Source organism: Enterobacter cloacae complex sp. 418I7 (assembly GCF_050030705.1).
In the GTDB taxonomy this organism is placed as follows: Bacteria; Pseudomonadota; Gammaproteobacteria; order Enterobacterales; family Enterobacteriaceae; genus Enterobacter; species Enterobacter intestinihominis.
Genome location: NZ_JBLGUU010000001.1, coordinates 1,689,100 through 1,703,080 on the forward strand (window position 1 = coordinate 1,689,100; position 13,981 = coordinate 1,703,080).

Here is a 13,981-nt window from a genome sequence, read left to right on the forward strand (position 1 = left end):
AAAGCAGTGATAATGTTGTCGGATTGCCTGAGTTTCCATTAAAATGGATCGGATCGATATAAGCACACAAAGGGGGAAGTGCTTACTTATTATGAAACATAAACCACAAATGATGAAAATGCGTTGGTTGGGTGTAGCAGTGCTGTTGTCACTGTATACCTCATCTGCACTGGCCTTTAACATCGATGATGTCGCAAAACAGGCTAAATCGATGGCGGGCAAGAGCTACGAAGCGCCAAAAAGTAACCTGCCCTCCGTTTTCCGCGACATGAAATACGCGGACTATCAGCAGATCCAGTTCAATCACGATAAAGCGTACTGGAACAATATTAAAACCCCGTTCAAGCTTGAATTTTACCACCAGGGTATGTACTTCGACACGCCGGTTGCCATCAATGAAGTGACGGCGACCGCGGTACGTAAAATCAAGTACAGCCCGGATTATTTCAATTTTGGCGATGTGCAACACGATAAAGACACGGTGAAAGACCTCGGCTTCGCAGGCTTCAAGGTGCTTTACCCGATTAACAGCAAAGATAAAAACGACGAAATCGTCAGCATGCTTGGCGCCAGCTACTTCCGCGTGATTGGCGCGGGGCAGGTGTACGGGCTTTCTGCGCGCGGTCTGGCAATTGATACCGCGCTGCCATCAGGTGAAGAATTTCCACGTTTTCGCGAGTTCTGGATCGAACGTCCAAAACCAACCGACAAACGTCTGACAATTTATGCGCTGCTGGACTCCCCTCGTGCGACAGGCGCTTATCGCTTCGTGATCATGCCAGGGCGTGACACGGTGGTTGACGTGCAGTCTAAAGTTTACCTGCGCGATAAAGTGGGCAAACTGGGCGTCGCGCCGCTGACCAGCATGTTCCTGTTCGGGCCGAATCAGCCGTCTCCGGCGACTAACTTCCGCCCTCAACTGCATGATTCTAATGGCCTTTCCATTCATGCTGGTAACGGCGAGTGGATCTGGCGTCCGCTGAACAACCCGAAACACCTCGCCGTCAGCAGCTTTGCGATGGAAAACCCGCAGGGCTTTGGTCTGCTGCAACGTGGCCGTCAGTTCTCCCGCTTTGAAGATCTGGACGACCGCTACGATCTGCGCCCAAGCGCCTGGGTTACACCGAAAGGCGACTGGGGTAAAGGCAAGGTTGAGCTGGTTGAAATTCCAACCAATGATGAAACCAACGATAACATCGTGGCGTACTGGACACCGGATCAGCTGCCTGAAGCCGGTAAAGAGATGAACTTCAAGTATGCGATCACCTTCAGCCGTGACGAAGACAAACTGCACGCACCGGATAACGCGTATGTGATGCAGACGCGTCGTTCTACGGGGGACGTGAAGCAGTCCAACCTGATTCGTCAGCCGGATGGCACGCTGGCATTTATCGTGGACTTCACCGGGCAGGATATGAAAAAACTGGCGCCGGATACTGCCGTGACGGCACAGGCCAGCATTGGCGATAACGGTGAAATCGTTGAGAACGCCGTGCGTTACAATCCGGTCACCAAAGGGTGGCGTTTGACCCTGCGCGTGAAGGTGAAAGATCCGAAACAGACCACTGAAATGCGCGCCGCGCTGGTCAGTAACGATAAGCCGCTGAGTGAAACCTGGAGCTATCAGCTACCTGCCAATGAATAATACATCTGAATATATTGATGCCATGCCGCTAACGGACATTGAAAAAGCGGCACTCCCTGCGAGCGACATCCGCGCGGTTCACACCGCGCTGGATGGTGAACATCGTCACTTTTCCCGTGATGATGATACGCCGCTGGGGTCAGTGAAGGCACGTCTGGAGCAGGCATGGCCAGACTCGCTGGCAGAAGGGCAGTTAATCAAGGATGACGAAGGGCGTGACCAGCTACAGGCGATGCCGAAGGCCACGCGTTCCTCTATGTTCCCCGATCCGTGGCGCACCAACCCGGTGGGTCGCTTCTGGGATCGCCTGCGTGGGCGTGACGTGACGCCGCGCTATCTGTCACGTCTGACCAAAGAACAGCAGGCGTCCGAGCAAAAATGGCGTACCGTGGGAACGATTCGTCGTTACATTCTGCTGCTGCTGACGCTGGCACAGACGGTTGTCGCCACCTGGTACATGAAAACTATTCTGCCGTACCAGGGCTGGGCATTGATTAACCCTGCTGACATGATTGGCCAGGATATCTGGGTCTCCTTCATGCAGCTGCTGCCGTATATTTTACAGAGCGGCATCCTTCTGCTGTTTGCCGTGCTGTTCTGTTGGGTCTCCGCCGGGTTCTGGACGGCGCTGATGGGCTTCCTGCAACTGCTGATGGGGCGTGACAAATACAGCATTTCCGCGTCGACGGTCGGGGATGAACCCCTCAATCCTGAGCACCGTACCGCGCTGATCATGCCTATCTGTAACGAAGATGTTGACCGCGTATTCGCCGGGCTGCGTGCCACCTGGGAGTCCGTAAAGGCGACCGGTAACGCGGCGCATTTCGACGTCTACATCCTGAGCGACAGCTACAACCCGGATATCTGCGTGGCAGAGCAAAAAGCCTGGATGGAGCTGATTGCTGAAGTGCAGGGCGAAGGGCAGATCTTCTACCGTCGTCGTCGTCGTCGTGTTAAGCGTAAGAGCGGGAACATCGATGACTTCTGCCGTCGCTGGGGTAACCAGTACAGCTACATGGTGGTACTGGATGCGGACTCCGTGATGAGCGGCGACTGTCTGAGCGGGCTGGTCCGTCTGATGGAAGCCAATCCGAACGCGGGTATTATTCAGTCCTCGCCAAAAGCGTCCGGTATGGACACGCTATATGCGCGCTGCCAGCAGTTTGCGACCCGCGTCTACGGGCCGCTATTTACTGCCGGTCTGCACTTCTGGCAGCTGGGTGAATCTCACTACTGGGGCCACAACGCCATTATCCGCGTGAAGCCATTCATCGAGCACTGCGCCCTGGCGCCGCTGCCGGGTGAAGGATCGTTTGCCGGGTCCATTCTGTCGCATGACTTTGTGGAAGCCGCGCTGATGCGTCGCGCAGGGTGGGGCGTCTGGATTGCCTACGATCTGCCGGGCTCGTATGAAGAGCTGCCGCCGAACCTGCTGGATGAGCTCAAGCGCGACCGCCGCTGGTGTCACGGTAACCTGATGAACTTCCGCCTGTTCCTGGTGAAGGGGATGCACCCTGTTCACCGTGCGGTGTTCCTGACGGGCGTCATGTCCTATCTGTCTGCGCCGCTGTGGTTTATGTTCCTGGCACTCTCGACCGCGTTGCAGGTTGTGCATGCCCTGACGGAGCCGCAGTACTTCCTGCAACCGCGCCAGCTGTTCCCGGTGTGGCCGCAGTGGCGTCCGGAGCTGGCGATTGCGCTGTTCGCGTCGACCATGGTGCTGCTGTTCCTGCCTAAGCTGCTCAGTATCATTCTGATCTGGTGTAAAGGTTCGAAGGAGTACGGTGGTTTCTGCCGCGTAACCCTTTCACTGCTGCTGGAAGTGCTGTTCTCGGTCCTGCTGGCACCGGTGCGTATGCTGTTCCACACGGTATTCGTGGTGAGCGCGTTCCTGGGATGGGAAGTGGTGTGGAATTCACCGCAGCGTGACGATGACTCTACGCCATGGAGTGAAGCCTTTATGCGCCACGGCTCTCAGCTGCTGCTGGGCCTGGTGTGGGCCGTTGGTATGGCCTGGCTGGATCTGCGTTTCCTGTTCTGGCTGGCGCCAATCGTCTTCTCGCTAATCCTGTCGCCATTTGTGTCGGTGATCTCCAGCCGTTCTACGGTGGGCCTGCGTACCAAACGCTGGAAGCTGTTCCTGATCCCGGAAGAGTATTCTCCGCCGCAGGTGCTGGTGGATACCGATACCTATCTGGAGCAGAACCGCAAACGCACGCTGGATGATGGCTTTATGCACGCCGTGTTTAACCCGTCATTCAACGCGCTGGCAACCGCGATGGCGACTGCGCGTCACCGCGCCAGCCAGGTGCTGGAGATCGCCCGCGATCGCCACGTTGAGCAGGCGCTGAACGAGACGCCAGAAAAGCTTAACCGCGACCGTCGTCTGGTGCTGTTGAGCGATCCGGTGACGATGGCACGGCTTCACTACCGCGTGTGGACTTCTCCGGAGAGATACTCTTCGTGGGTGAACTACTACAAGGACGTGAAGCTGAATCCGCTGGCACTGAAGACGAAGTAAGTTGTTAAGTAGGGCGGGTAAGCGAAGCGCCACCTGCCAAATAAAATACCGGCTGTGAGGCCGGTATTTTTTTAGAGGTCAGAAATGAAAGTGATCATCGTCGTCATGATGGCATGCCTGCTCAGCGGCTGCGGCAGCATCATCAGCCGCACCATTCCCGGACAGGGCCACGGGAATCAGTACTACCCCGGCGTACAATGGGATGTCCGCGATTCCGCATGGCGCTATCTCACCGTGCTCGATCTGCCGTTTTCGCTGATTTTCGACACGCTACTGCTGCCCATCGATGCCAGCCACGGCCCTTACGAGTAACGAGAGCTTATCGCTCGTCCCATTCGTCCGCTGCGGCCTGACCTTCTTCGGTATCCAGCGGCGGTTCGAGCTGAAACTCACCTTCATCCCATTCATGCAGCGTATTTTCTTCCAGCCACTCCTGACGTAACTCAATTTCGTCATAGTCGCCGTCGAATACCGCCTGCGCACCTTCACCACTCAATATCGGCAGACATTCTCCGTCTTCACCTTCATCAGCAAAGAATTCGGCCTGCCACATAATATCGCCGTCCTGAAGGACGTATTTTTGGATATTGAGTTGTTGCACGTCAGCATCTTCTTCCTCAATGCCGGGATTATCGGCGAGGAATTCTTCGCGAGCGGCATCAATTGCTTCTTCCAGCGTGGCGTACATGGTCATTGGTGTCTCCCTGTTTTTCGTGAAGGTATTCAGGGAAAGAATAGCTGATTATATGATTTTGCAAGTATGAATGCGTAAATTAGCCGTCACGATGTTGTGTTATGCGCGCCGGGCGTAGCGCCCGGGATAAGCTGAGCCAGGAATAAACAGCGTTGAACAGCACGACGCCTGCCGTCACGATAAAGACCGCCCGGAAACCGAAACTGGCCGAAACCCCCGCGCCGACCAGCGGCCCGGTGACGTTACCCAGATCGCGAAACGACTGGTTGTAGCTGAAAATACGTCCGGCAATCTGGTTGGTGGAGTTATAGACCAGCAGCGTCTGCACCGCCGGAAGCAACGCGCCGTCCGCTGCGCCCAGCAGAAAGCGCAACACGCCGAGCTGCCAGGGAGACTGCACCATCGACATGGGGATCAGCAGCAGGACGGAGAGGATCAGAGCGCAGATCAGAATTTTCTCCGGGCCGATGCGATCGCCCAGCTTGCCGAGTCGCGGCGCGCTCAGCAACGCGGCCACGCCGGGAACAGAGGCGATCAGGCCGCTAATAAAAGCAATGTTGCTGACGTTTCCCGCCAGGTCGCGGACATAGAGCGTCAGAATAGGCGCGATTGAACCGGTGGCCACCTGAATAATCATGGTGGTCATAAACAGGCTCAGCACCAGCTTTGGGTTTTTCAGCGAGGCCAGCACATCCCGGGCGTGCAGCATCTCTTTTTTGGCTACCGGCGTGAAATTCTCGCGGATGCAGATAAGCGTCACGAGGAAGCAGAGGAACAGCACGCTGGCGGTAATGAAGAATACCGGCCGCAGTCCGTAGTGGTCGGCCAGCAGCCCGCCCGCCAGCGGACCCAGCAGTGCGCCGCTTACGCCGCCAGTGGAGAGCGTACCCAATGCCCAGCCGCTTTTATGGCGTGGGATTTGGGTTGCGATCAGGGCGTTGGCATTTGGGATAAATCCCCCGAGCAGACCCAGGAGCGCGCGTAATATCAGAAACTGCCAGACATTCTGCGCCACCCCCATCAACAGCATTATGATCGCCATGCCGAGCGCGGAGCGCAGCAGCATAATTTTGCGGCCTTTTCGATCCGCAAGCCCACCCCAGAAAGGCGACGCAATGGCAGAGAACAGGAACGTAATGCTGAACACCAGGCCGGACCACATATTCAGTGCGCTATGGCCGGTGACGCCGAGTTGTTCAACGTAGAGGGGCAGGAAGGGCATTACCAGGCTAAAGGCGGCGCCAGTAAGAAAACAACCCAGCCATGCAACCGTCAGGTTGCGCTTCCAGTTTATGGGAGCATCTGTGGAGGACATAACTATCCGCATAATGAGGTGCAGGGCACCGTGACCAGTGAGGTAATAAGCCTGCTAATTATGCACCTGGGGTATGATTGCCGCAATGACGGGGAGCTTTTAAAGCTAAAACAGCTTGCGGCCCGGAAGACCGCATGCAGATTAATAACGAGAAGGGACGCCCTGAGGCCGGGTTTTGAAGCGGCGATGCAGCCACATGTACTGCTCGGGAGCGAGCATAATGCATTTCTCGACAATAGCATTCATCCAGCGCGCGGTGGTTTCTGCATCATCCAGCGGCGGCGTGAGTTCCGGCTCCAGCATGATGAGCTGATAGCCTGAACCGTCTGGTTTACGGCGCGGTACAAACGGCACGATAGCCGCTTTGGACATCCGCGCCAGCATCCAGGTCCCGGTGGTTGTCGCCGCATCTTCCACCGCAAAGAACGGGACAAACACGCTGGATTGCGGGCCATAGTCATGATCCGGGGCATACCAGACCACTTCACCTGATTTGAGGGCGCGGATCATCCCTTTAAGGTCTTTGCGGTCGATCATGCTTTTATTCGAGCGCATGCGTCCGTTGGTCTGTATCAAATCGATCACCGGATTATCGTTGGGACGATAAACGCCAATACCCGGCGCCTGCATGCCGAACATGCGCGCGCCAATTTCGAGCGTCAGGAAATGAACGCCAATCAGCAGGACGCCAGTCTGGTTGGCCTGGAGATTATGCACCGGATCCATGCCGGTTCCGGCCACTTCCGTCCAGCGCGCCATGCGCTTATCCGACCAGAACCAGGCCATACCGGTCTCCATCAGTCCCATGCCGACAGATTCGAAGTTTTTAACCACCATGTCGTGACGCTCAGATTCGCTCATCTGAGGAAAGCAAAGCTCAAGATTTCGATACGCGATCCTGGCGCGACGCTTCATAAATTGTTGAGCAATGCGGCCCAGTCCTTTACCCATGCGGAAAATTACGGGATAAGGCAGCTGTACAATTAGCCACAACAAGCCAATGCCTGACCATGTTAACCAATAGCGTGGGTGTAAAAGCGCGGCAGTAAATTTCGGTAACTGGGTCATGTCTGTCCTGTGTTCTAACGTCCTGAAGGGCTATTGTCTCATTTTTTGAGGCATAGCCAAAATGTCTGTCATCGAAACATGAAAGAATATGCAAGTGTTAAGTCTGATTAATCAGGTTGACTGAAATGTAGCGTAAATTGTGTGGATGTAAATTGTCTTTGTTTGCTATATCATGCCGACCGATTTTTATTTCTCAACGATTGCAGGACTTGTACACCATGCCAGTGTTACACAACCGCGTTTCGAATGAGATGTTGAAAGCGCGTATGTTGGCCGAAACCGAACCGCGCACAACGATCTCTTTCTATAAATATTTTACCATCAACGATCCACAGGCGACCCGCGATGCGCTTTACCAGTCTTTCACCGCCCTGAACGTGTTTGGTCGCGTCTATCTGGCGCGTGAGGGTATTAACGCGCAGATCAGCGTGCCGGAAAGCAAAGTCAGCGCCTTCCGCGATTTCCTTTATGGTTTTGATCCGGCGCTTAACGGCTTACGCCTGAACATTGCGCTGGATGATGACGGCAAATCGTTCTGGGTGCTGCGCATGAAGGTGCGTGAGCGTATTGTGGCGGATGGCATCGACGATCCGAACTTCAATGCCGCTAATGTGGGGGAGTACCTCAAGGCCGCTGAAGTGAACGCGATGCTCGACGATCCGGATGCAGTGTTCATCGATATGCGTAACCACTACGAATATGAAGTGGGCCACTTCGAGAATGCGATGGAAATTCCTGCCGACACTTTCCGCGAACAGCTGCCGAAAGCGGTTGAGATGATGCAGGAGCATAAAGACAAAAAGATCGTTATGTATTGCACCGGGGGGATCCGCTGCGAAAAAGCCAGTGCCTGGATGAAACACAACGGTTTTAATAAAGTCTGGCATATTGAGGGTGGGATCATTGAATATGCCCGCCGCGCCCGCGAGCAGGGGTTACCGGTGCGTTTTATCGGTAAAAACTTTGTGTTTGATGAGCGTATGGGCGAGCGAATTTCAGAGGACGTAATCGCTCACTGCCACCAGTGCGGTACGCCGTGCGACACGCATACCAACTGCAAAAACGACGGTTGTCATCTTCTGTTTATTCAGTGTCCTGCATGTGCCGAGAAGTTTAATGGCTGCTGTAGCGAGCTGTGCAGTGAAGAGAGTATCCTGCCTGAAGAAGAGCAACGTCGTCGCCGTGCCGGGCGCGAGAACGGGAATAAGATCTTTAATAAATCCCGGGGCCGACTGAATACCAAACTGGGTATTCCGGACCCGGAGTAAAACATTGCCCGGCGGCGTAAAAGCCTGCCGGGCCTGTTTTATGACTTCTGCTGAACGCCTTCCACCGAAATAATCAGCTCTACATCCTGCGATGCCGGTCCTAAATCTGTGGTGATATTAAAATCTTTCAGATGAATTTTGCCGGCGGCTTCAAAGCCAGCACGTTTTCCGCCCCACGGATCGTCGCCCTGGCCGATTAATTTCGCATCCAGTGTTACCGGTTTTGTTACGCCGTTCAGCGTAAGATTACCGGTAATAGCGAGCTTATCACCGTCTTTCTTCACTTCTGTCGACGCGAAAGTAGCTTGCGGGAATTTGCCTACGTTCAGGAATTCAGCGCTGCGCAGATGTTTATCACGCTCGGCGTGATTAGTGTCGACGCTGTTAGTATTAATGGTGACGTTTACTTTATCGGCAGCAGGGTTTTTCTCGTCGAAACTAAATGTGCCATCGAAATCATTGAACGTACCATATAACCAGCTGTAACCCAGATGCTGAATACGGAAATTGACGAAGGCATGCTGGCCTTCTTTATCAATTTTATAGTCGGCGGCAATGGCCGAACCGGTGGTAAATAACAGCGAACCTAATGCGATACCCAACAGGCGTTTTTTCATTTTATGCTCCAGAGTCAACTGACGAACGGCCAAGCATGCGCTTCAGCGTATCGTCTTTATCGATAAAGTGGTGTTTCAGGGCCGCAAGGCCATGCAGAACAGACAGGATCACCACGCTCCATGCCAGCCACAGATGAACCACACCTGCGGTGTCAGCCTGTGAACCGGCGTCAGCCAGCGTGGCAGGGACGTCAAAGAGCCCAAACACGCTGATCGGTTTGCCGTCTGCGGTCGAAATGAGATAACCGCTGATCAGAATGGCGAACAGCAGGGCATAGAGTGCGATATGTGCGCCAACAGCGCTTATGCGGGTAAGACGGCCATGGCTTTTGGGGGCTGGAGGGGGCGGAGAGAGATGTCGCCAGATCACGCGAAAAACCAGACCCATCATCAGCAGAACCCCAATGCTTTTGTGCAATTCGGGGGCCTGATGATACCAACCGTCATAATAGCTTAATGTCACCATCCAGAGGCCGAGACCAAACATGGCATAGACAGCAAGTGCAAATAGCCAGTGTAAACACATGGATATTATTCCGTAGCGGCTGGAGGAGTTACGCCATTGCATATGAATTTCCGTTCTCAAATGTCTGAGCAATAAAAATGGCCGGATTAATTAAATAATGCAACTGAAAAAAAGGAATAATGTTATTTAGTTATTTTATTTCAGCGAATTTGAATGTGTTTCCGCAATGTATTTCAATCGCTTCGTTCAATAAATTTGAGATGACTTTTTATAAAAACTATAAGTTAAATAAGTTTAAAGGGGTGTCAATAAACGTCAGTGATGGTTTTCAGAAGAATACAATAAAGATGACGTCAACAATCGCCAGCAGCGACCAAAGGACAATGTAGAGCATGAAATGCTCGCGGATGTTATTGATAAGGTAATTCACCAGTCTGCGCATCATGATCCTCTCGCAAATCAGGCTCCGGTTATTCGGAGCCTGTAGCGGTATTATCGGCTAAAGCGCGAGAGCGCGAAGGGTTTGAGATCAAACGAAGGCGCAATCCCCTGAGCAAACTGGGCGGCGATTTCACCTAACACAGAGGCAAATTTAAACCCGTGACCGCTGAGCCCGGTTACGATCAGGGTGTTGTCGTGCCCAGGCAAGGTGTCGATGATGAAGTCTTCATCTGGCGTATTGTCGTAGGTGCACGCTGCGCCATAAAGCAACCCGCCTACGCCCGGCAGAATATTACGCAGGAACGTGAAGGCTTCGGAACCATCCTGCGGATAGGCTCCGTACGGCTTGCGTTCTTCCGCAGAGGAAATTACCTGTCCGCCGTTATGTTTGCCAATCTTGAGCGCGTCTTTTTCCGAGGGGAAACCGTAGTACTGGTCGCCATTAGGTAACTCGCCCGTGAACGCCGGGAATTTGTTCTGGCTGCTGTAACGCCCGTCAGACTGGAACCAGGAGAAGACTTTGCGTACCGGCTGGATGGGCAGATCCGGCAGCAGTTTCGTCACCCACGTTCCCGCACTCACCAGCAGGCGCGTGGCGGTATATTCACCTTCAGACGTGGTGACGGTTGAACCCCCGGCATGGTGGGTGATACCCGTGACCGGACAGTTAAACAACTGTGCGCAGCCCGCTTTGGCGGCGAGATCAATCCAGGTCTTAATGGCCGTTTCGCTGTGCAGTACCCCGGAATTGGCTTCAAACAATCCAATGTAGTCTTCAGGGACAGAAATTTCCGGCCAGCGCGCCATTATGTCGTTCGCATCCAGACGCTCAACGTCCAGACGGTAGGCTTTCGCGCTCTCCTCGACATTCGCCAGAAACGTGGAGTTGGCGGGCCCCAGATTAATAACCCCGGTGCGCTCAAAAATGCGTTCTTCGGTGAGTGCGGCCAGCTCATCCCACAGCGTCTGAGCCCGAAGCACCAGCGGTACATAGCGCTCACCTTCGCCGTAAGCGTGACGGATAAGACGGGTATCGCCGTGATGGCTTCCTTCAGAATGAGGGGGAAGGTGGGCGTCAATCATCAGCACATTCAGACCCGCCTGCGTAGCGTAATAACCGGCTGCAGATCCAACGGAGCCGCTTCCGATAATGATCAAATCGTATTTCATAGGCTTCTCTTTACTAACGCTTTGTTAGCAGAGTAATTAACTATGTGGGCTTATACAAGAGCGAAATAAATAAGGCACCGCGAGGGTGCCTGTTGAGGGAAAAGGGGCATAAGGTCAATGCCGTTTATACTCATTTTCCTGGTAGTCGCCAGATTCTATTTTTGCGATGCCTGCTTCCAAAATAGAAATAAACTGACGGGCGACGTCTGTTGTAAGCCACAGCGTCTGTCCAACTTCCGCTTCGTCACGGTTTAGCTGATTCGGGGTCTGGTAGTGCAAACGCAGCATCAGCGCATCGTAGCTGTCTACGGTGCTGATATCCCAGCCAACGAGTGGATGGGTCTGGATGACTTCATTATTCTTTTCCATTATAACCCCCTTAATGCGTGTTAGAAGACAACGACTTTGAGGTTCAATGCATGTTTTTCTGAAAGCTTTTTCAGTATATCAATTAATAAGGGTTCCGCAGGAAAAAATAAACGGGTAGCAACACATTTTTCTGCTTTTTAGGATTGTTTGAACAATAAAACGTCATCTTGTTCACGATTTTCTAAGAAGATACTGAAATATTTTGAACTTTCAGGAGACGAAACGAAAAAAAGCCGGGGCGACCCGGCAAAAAAACACAATGAGGGAGCAAATTTTAATCAGTGATAAACCAGTCGTCGGCGCTTTCCCATGTTTCCTGCAAAATTTCGCTGATGCGGTCTTTGTCTTCTTTCGCGCCGCCAATGACGGAAAGATGGTTTGCTGTCGCATAACGTACCGTTATGGCGCCATCGTTTTCAGGAAAAGTGCTGTTAATACGTCGGGATAGCTCACCCGCCAGAGCGTCGAGTGCGCCAGCAGGCAGGACGGTGGTTTTGGCAATGGTGACTTCAATACGCATAAATGCCCCCTGTGTAATATACTGTTTATTTATACAGTTATATTGGCGGTTTGACAACAGGGGGATGACAATTTTTTAGCTTTTTACCGTCCAGCTTACGGTTTCACCGGCCAGGAAGGGGATCAGCGTATCGTCGGTGAGCGCAATCGACGCTTCAACCTGGCTTTCTTTGCGCTCCAGCTCAATGAACGTGTCATTAACCGGCAGACCGTAGAAACGCGGGCCGTTAAGGGAGCAGAAGGCTTCGAAATGGCCTAACGCGTTCATCTCGTCAAAGACGGTTGCGTAACTTGCAAGGGCGGTCGGGGCGTTAAAGCAGCCTGCACAACCGCAGCTAGCCTCTTTTCGGTGACGGGCATGCGGGGCGGAATCCGTGCCGAGGAACGCGCGCGGGAAGCCGCTGGCGACCAGCTCACGTAGCGCCTGCTGGTGGATATTGCGCTTGAGGATCGGCAGACAATACAGATGTGGACGAACGCCACCCACCAGCATGTGGTTACGGTTAAACATCAGGTGCTGCGGGGTGATGGTGGCGGCAATCAATTCGTTTCCATCCCGGACATACTCTGCGGCATCTTTGGTCGTAATGTGTTCAAACACTACCTTCAGCCCAGGAAGACGCTGGCGCAGCGGCTCCATGACCGTTTCGATAAAACGCGCTTCGCGATCGAAAATATCAATGTCAGCGTGGGTCACTTCCCCGTGCACCAGCAGTGGCATCCCCAGTTTTTGCATACGCTCCAGAACGGGCATGATGGCGTCGATGCTCGTCACCCCATGGCTGGAGTTGGTGGTGGCGTTTGCCGGGTAGAGCTTCGCGGCGGTGAACACACCTTCGTTAAATCCGCGCTCAACCTCATTGGGATCCAGCGAGTCCGTCAGGTAGCAGGTCATCAACGGAGTAAAATCGTGCCCGGCCGGAACGGCGTCAAGGATACGCTGGCGATAGGCGATCGCGGCCTCGACGGTGGTGACTGGCGGAACCAGGTTAGGCATAACAATCGCACGGCCATAAATTTCGCTGGTATACGGCACGACGGTTTTCAGCATGTCGCCATCACGAAGATGGATATGCCAGTCGTCTGGGCGGCGGATTTTGAGAACCTGGGATTGTACAGTCATGGAAGCTCCGGCTTGAAAGGGATCAGTCATAAGATGGCTGTTTTTGCCGGACACAAATCATAAGCGGAAACGTTTTCGTTTGCACACTATTCCGTTAAAAAATACGGGCGCCTGAGCGCACGGAGTATTTAGTCGGTGAAAGGAATGATGATTTCACCCGGTTTCACCTCTATCCCTTTGGCATATTTCTTCGCCAGAGATTCGCCCTTACTCTTGTCTTCGCTCAGAACGTAGGCGGGCTGCTGGTTGAAATAGTTCTGTAACGACTGGTTGAGATAAGGCATCAGCGTTTGCAGCACCGGTTTCATTTTATCCGGCGTGACGACCGCATCGACGATTTCCATCTCTTGCAGGAAAATTGCCCCTTTCTCTTTATTAAAGACCGGCAGCGCCTTGAGCTTCAGCTTGATATCCGCTTTCTGATTGCCGAAGAGCGAGGTCATGTCGAGGCTGGCATCGCCGGACAGGGTGACTTTGTTAGGCTCCTCGCGCCCAATCTGGCTGGCGAGATTCGTCAGGACGATATGTGCATCCGCAAGGCCGGGCACGCCGATATCTTTTGAAAAGTTATTATGTTTTTCCAGCGCCTGATTAATTTCCTGCTCACTGACGGTGTACTGCGTAAGCTGGTTACATCCCACCAGCAGCCCACTGACAATTAACGCAGCGGCAATAACGATCTTTTTCATGGTGTTCCTCAACATAAAATCGGCGCATCTGTCCTGATACGCCAGTATGTCAGGGTGATCCTGGAGAAACCAGCAG

At 53.4% G+C, this 13,981-nt stretch carries 15 protein-coding genes; 4 read left to right on the forward strand and 11 right to left on the reverse strand.

Annotated features, from left to right (window positions below):
• Positions 1–91 precede the first annotated feature (91 nt).
• From mdoG to ACQG0S_RS08030, 3 genes are all read left to right on the forward strand, one after another.
• Positions 92–1,645: a glucans biosynthesis protein MdoG gene (gene mdoG, locus ACQG0S_RS08020; protein ID WP_032622136.1), complete on the forward strand. Its 1,554-nt coding sequence runs from the start codon at positions 92–94 to the stop codon at positions 1,643–1,645.
• Positions 1,638–4,166 carry a glucans biosynthesis glucosyltransferase MdoH gene (gene mdoH, locus ACQG0S_RS08025; protein WP_022647707.1) on the forward strand — a complete coding sequence of 843 codons (2,529 nt, stop codon included), beginning with the start codon at positions 1,638–1,640 and terminating at the stop codon, positions 4,164–4,166. The genes mdoG and mdoH overlap by 8 nt, the downstream gene beginning before the upstream one ends.
• Positions 4,167–4,250: 84 nt before the next feature.
• Entirely contained in the window at positions 4,251–4,478 is a 228-nt protein-coding gene (locus ACQG0S_RS08030; protein WP_003858030.1) for a YceK/YidQ family lipoprotein, read from the forward strand.
• A 7-nt stretch (positions 4,479–4,485) separates the two neighbouring features.
• On the opposite strand, the gene ACQG0S_RS08035 is transcribed toward ACQG0S_RS08030, so the two are convergent.
• The 3 genes from ACQG0S_RS08035 to ACQG0S_RS08045 form a co-directional block, all read right to left on the reverse strand.
• Positions 4,486–4,860, reverse strand: a complete 375-nt coding sequence (locus ACQG0S_RS08035) for a MysB family protein (RefSeq protein ID WP_003858026.1) — start codon at positions 4,858–4,860, stop codon at positions 4,486–4,488.
• Positions 4,861–4,939: 79 nt separating this feature from the next.
• Positions 4,940–6,175: a multidrug efflux MFS transporter MdtG gene (mdtG, locus tag ACQG0S_RS08040; protein ID WP_048966096.1), complete on the reverse strand. Its 1,236-nt coding sequence runs from the start codon at positions 6,173–6,175 to the stop codon at positions 4,940–4,942.
• 141 nt (positions 6,176–6,316) lie between these two features.
• Positions 6,317–7,243: a Kdo(2)-lipid IV(A) acyltransferase gene (locus tag ACQG0S_RS08045; protein WP_023305852.1), complete on the reverse strand. Its 927-nt coding sequence runs from the start codon at positions 7,241–7,243 to the stop codon at positions 6,317–6,319.
• 218 nt (positions 7,244–7,461) lie between these two features.
• Between ACQG0S_RS08045 and ACQG0S_RS08050 the strand changes: the two genes are divergently transcribed.
• Entirely contained in the window at positions 7,462–8,511 is a 1,050-nt protein-coding gene (locus tag ACQG0S_RS08050) for a rhodanese-related sulfurtransferase (protein WP_045307930.1), read from the forward strand.
• Between the two features lie 38 nt (positions 8,512–8,549).
• On the opposite strand, the gene ACQG0S_RS08055 is transcribed toward ACQG0S_RS08050, so the two are convergent.
• From ACQG0S_RS08055 to ACQG0S_RS08090, 8 genes are all read right to left on the reverse strand, one after another.
• On the reverse strand, positions 8,550–9,128 hold the full coding sequence (locus ACQG0S_RS08055; protein ID WP_022647711.1) for a YceI family protein: 579 nt from the start codon (positions 9,126–9,128) through the stop codon (positions 8,550–8,552).
• 1 nt (position 9,129) lies between these two features.
• Positions 9,130–9,696, reverse strand: a complete 567-nt coding sequence (locus ACQG0S_RS08060) for a cytochrome b (RefSeq protein ID WP_022647712.1) — start codon at positions 9,694–9,696, stop codon at positions 9,130–9,132.
• A 226-nt stretch (positions 9,697–9,922) separates the two neighbouring features.
• Positions 9,923–10,036 (reverse strand): YceO family protein, encoded by a 114-nt coding sequence (locus tag ACQG0S_RS08065; protein ID WP_022647713.1) that lies wholly within the window; start codon positions 10,034–10,036, stop codon positions 9,923–9,925.
• A 50-nt stretch (positions 10,037–10,086) separates the two neighbouring features.
• Entirely contained in the window at positions 10,087–11,205 is a 1,119-nt protein-coding gene (gene solA, locus ACQG0S_RS08070) for an N-methyl-L-tryptophan oxidase (RefSeq protein WP_048966095.1), read from the reverse strand.
• Between the two features lie 114 nt (positions 11,206–11,319).
• On the reverse strand, positions 11,320–11,574 hold the full coding sequence (gene bssS, locus ACQG0S_RS08075; RefSeq protein ID WP_023299782.1) for a biofilm formation regulator BssS: 255 nt from the start codon (positions 11,572–11,574) through the stop codon (positions 11,320–11,322).
• Between the two features lie 274 nt (positions 11,575–11,848).
• On the reverse strand, positions 11,849–12,094 hold the full coding sequence (gene dinI / locus ACQG0S_RS08080) for a DNA damage-inducible protein I (protein WP_022647715.1): 246 nt from the start codon (positions 12,092–12,094) through the stop codon (positions 11,849–11,851).
• A gap of 75 nt (positions 12,095–12,169) precedes the next feature.
• On the reverse strand, positions 12,170–13,216 hold the full coding sequence (gene pyrC / locus ACQG0S_RS08085; RefSeq protein WP_022647716.1) for a dihydroorotase: 1,047 nt from the start codon (positions 13,214–13,216) through the stop codon (positions 12,170–12,172).
• Between the two features lie 128 nt (positions 13,217–13,344).
• Positions 13,345–13,905 (reverse strand): lipoprotein, encoded by a 561-nt coding sequence (locus tag ACQG0S_RS08090; protein WP_023305855.1) that lies wholly within the window; start codon positions 13,903–13,905, stop codon positions 13,345–13,347.
• Positions 13,906–13,981 lie beyond the last annotated feature (76 nt).

What these genes read in the sequence shown, in the direction of transcription:
- mdoG (WP_032622136.1), top strand. Translation starts at nt 92, where the DNA reads ATGAAACATAAACCACAAATGATGAAAATGCGTTGGTTGGGTGTAGCA.
- mdoH (WP_022647707.1), top strand. Translation starts at nt 1,638, where the DNA reads ATGAATAATACATCTGAATATATTGATGCCATGCCGCTAACGGACATT.
- ACQG0S_RS08030 (WP_003858030.1), top strand. Translation starts at nt 4,251, where the DNA reads ATGAAAGTGATCATCGTCGTCATGATGGCATGCCTGCTCAGCGGCTGC.
- ACQG0S_RS08035 (WP_003858026.1), bottom strand. Translation starts at nt 4,860, where the DNA reads ATGACCATGTACGCCACGCTGGAAGAAGCAATTGATGCCGCTCGCGAA.
- mdtG (WP_048966096.1), bottom strand. Translation starts at nt 6,175, where the DNA reads ATGTCCTCCACAGATGCTCCCATAAACTGGAAGCGCAACCTGACGGTT.
- ACQG0S_RS08045 (WP_023305852.1), bottom strand. Translation starts at nt 7,243, where the DNA reads ATGACCCAGTTACCGAAATTTACTGCCGCGCTTTTACACCCACGCTAT.
- ACQG0S_RS08050 (WP_045307930.1), top strand. Translation starts at nt 7,462, where the DNA reads ATGCCAGTGTTACACAACCGCGTTTCGAATGAGATGTTGAAAGCGCGT.
- ACQG0S_RS08055 (WP_022647711.1), bottom strand. Translation starts at nt 9,128, where the DNA reads ATGAAAAAACGCCTGTTGGGTATCGCATTAGGTTCGCTGTTATTTACC.
- ACQG0S_RS08060 (WP_022647712.1), bottom strand. Translation starts at nt 9,696, where the DNA reads ATGCAATGGCGTAACTCCTCCAGCCGCTACGGAATAATATCCATGTGT.
- ACQG0S_RS08065 (WP_022647713.1), bottom strand. Translation starts at nt 10,036, where the DNA reads ATGCGCAGACTGGTGAATTACCTTATCAATAACATCCGCGAGCATTTC.
- solA (WP_048966095.1), bottom strand. Translation starts at nt 11,205, where the DNA reads ATGAAATACGATTTGATCATTATCGGAAGCGGCTCCGTTGGATCTGCA.
- bssS (WP_023299782.1), bottom strand. Translation starts at nt 11,574, where the DNA reads ATGGAAAAGAATAATGAAGTCATCCAGACCCATCCACTCGTTGGCTGG.
- dinI (WP_022647715.1), bottom strand. Translation starts at nt 12,094, where the DNA reads ATGCGTATTGAAGTCACCATTGCCAAAACCACCGTCCTGCCTGCTGGC.
- pyrC (WP_022647716.1), bottom strand. Translation starts at nt 13,216, where the DNA reads ATGACTGTACAATCCCAGGTTCTCAAAATCCGCCGCCCAGACGACTGG.
- ACQG0S_RS08090 (WP_023305855.1), bottom strand. Translation starts at nt 13,905, where the DNA reads ATGAAAAAGATCGTTATTGCCGCTGCGTTAATTGTCAGTGGGCTGCTG.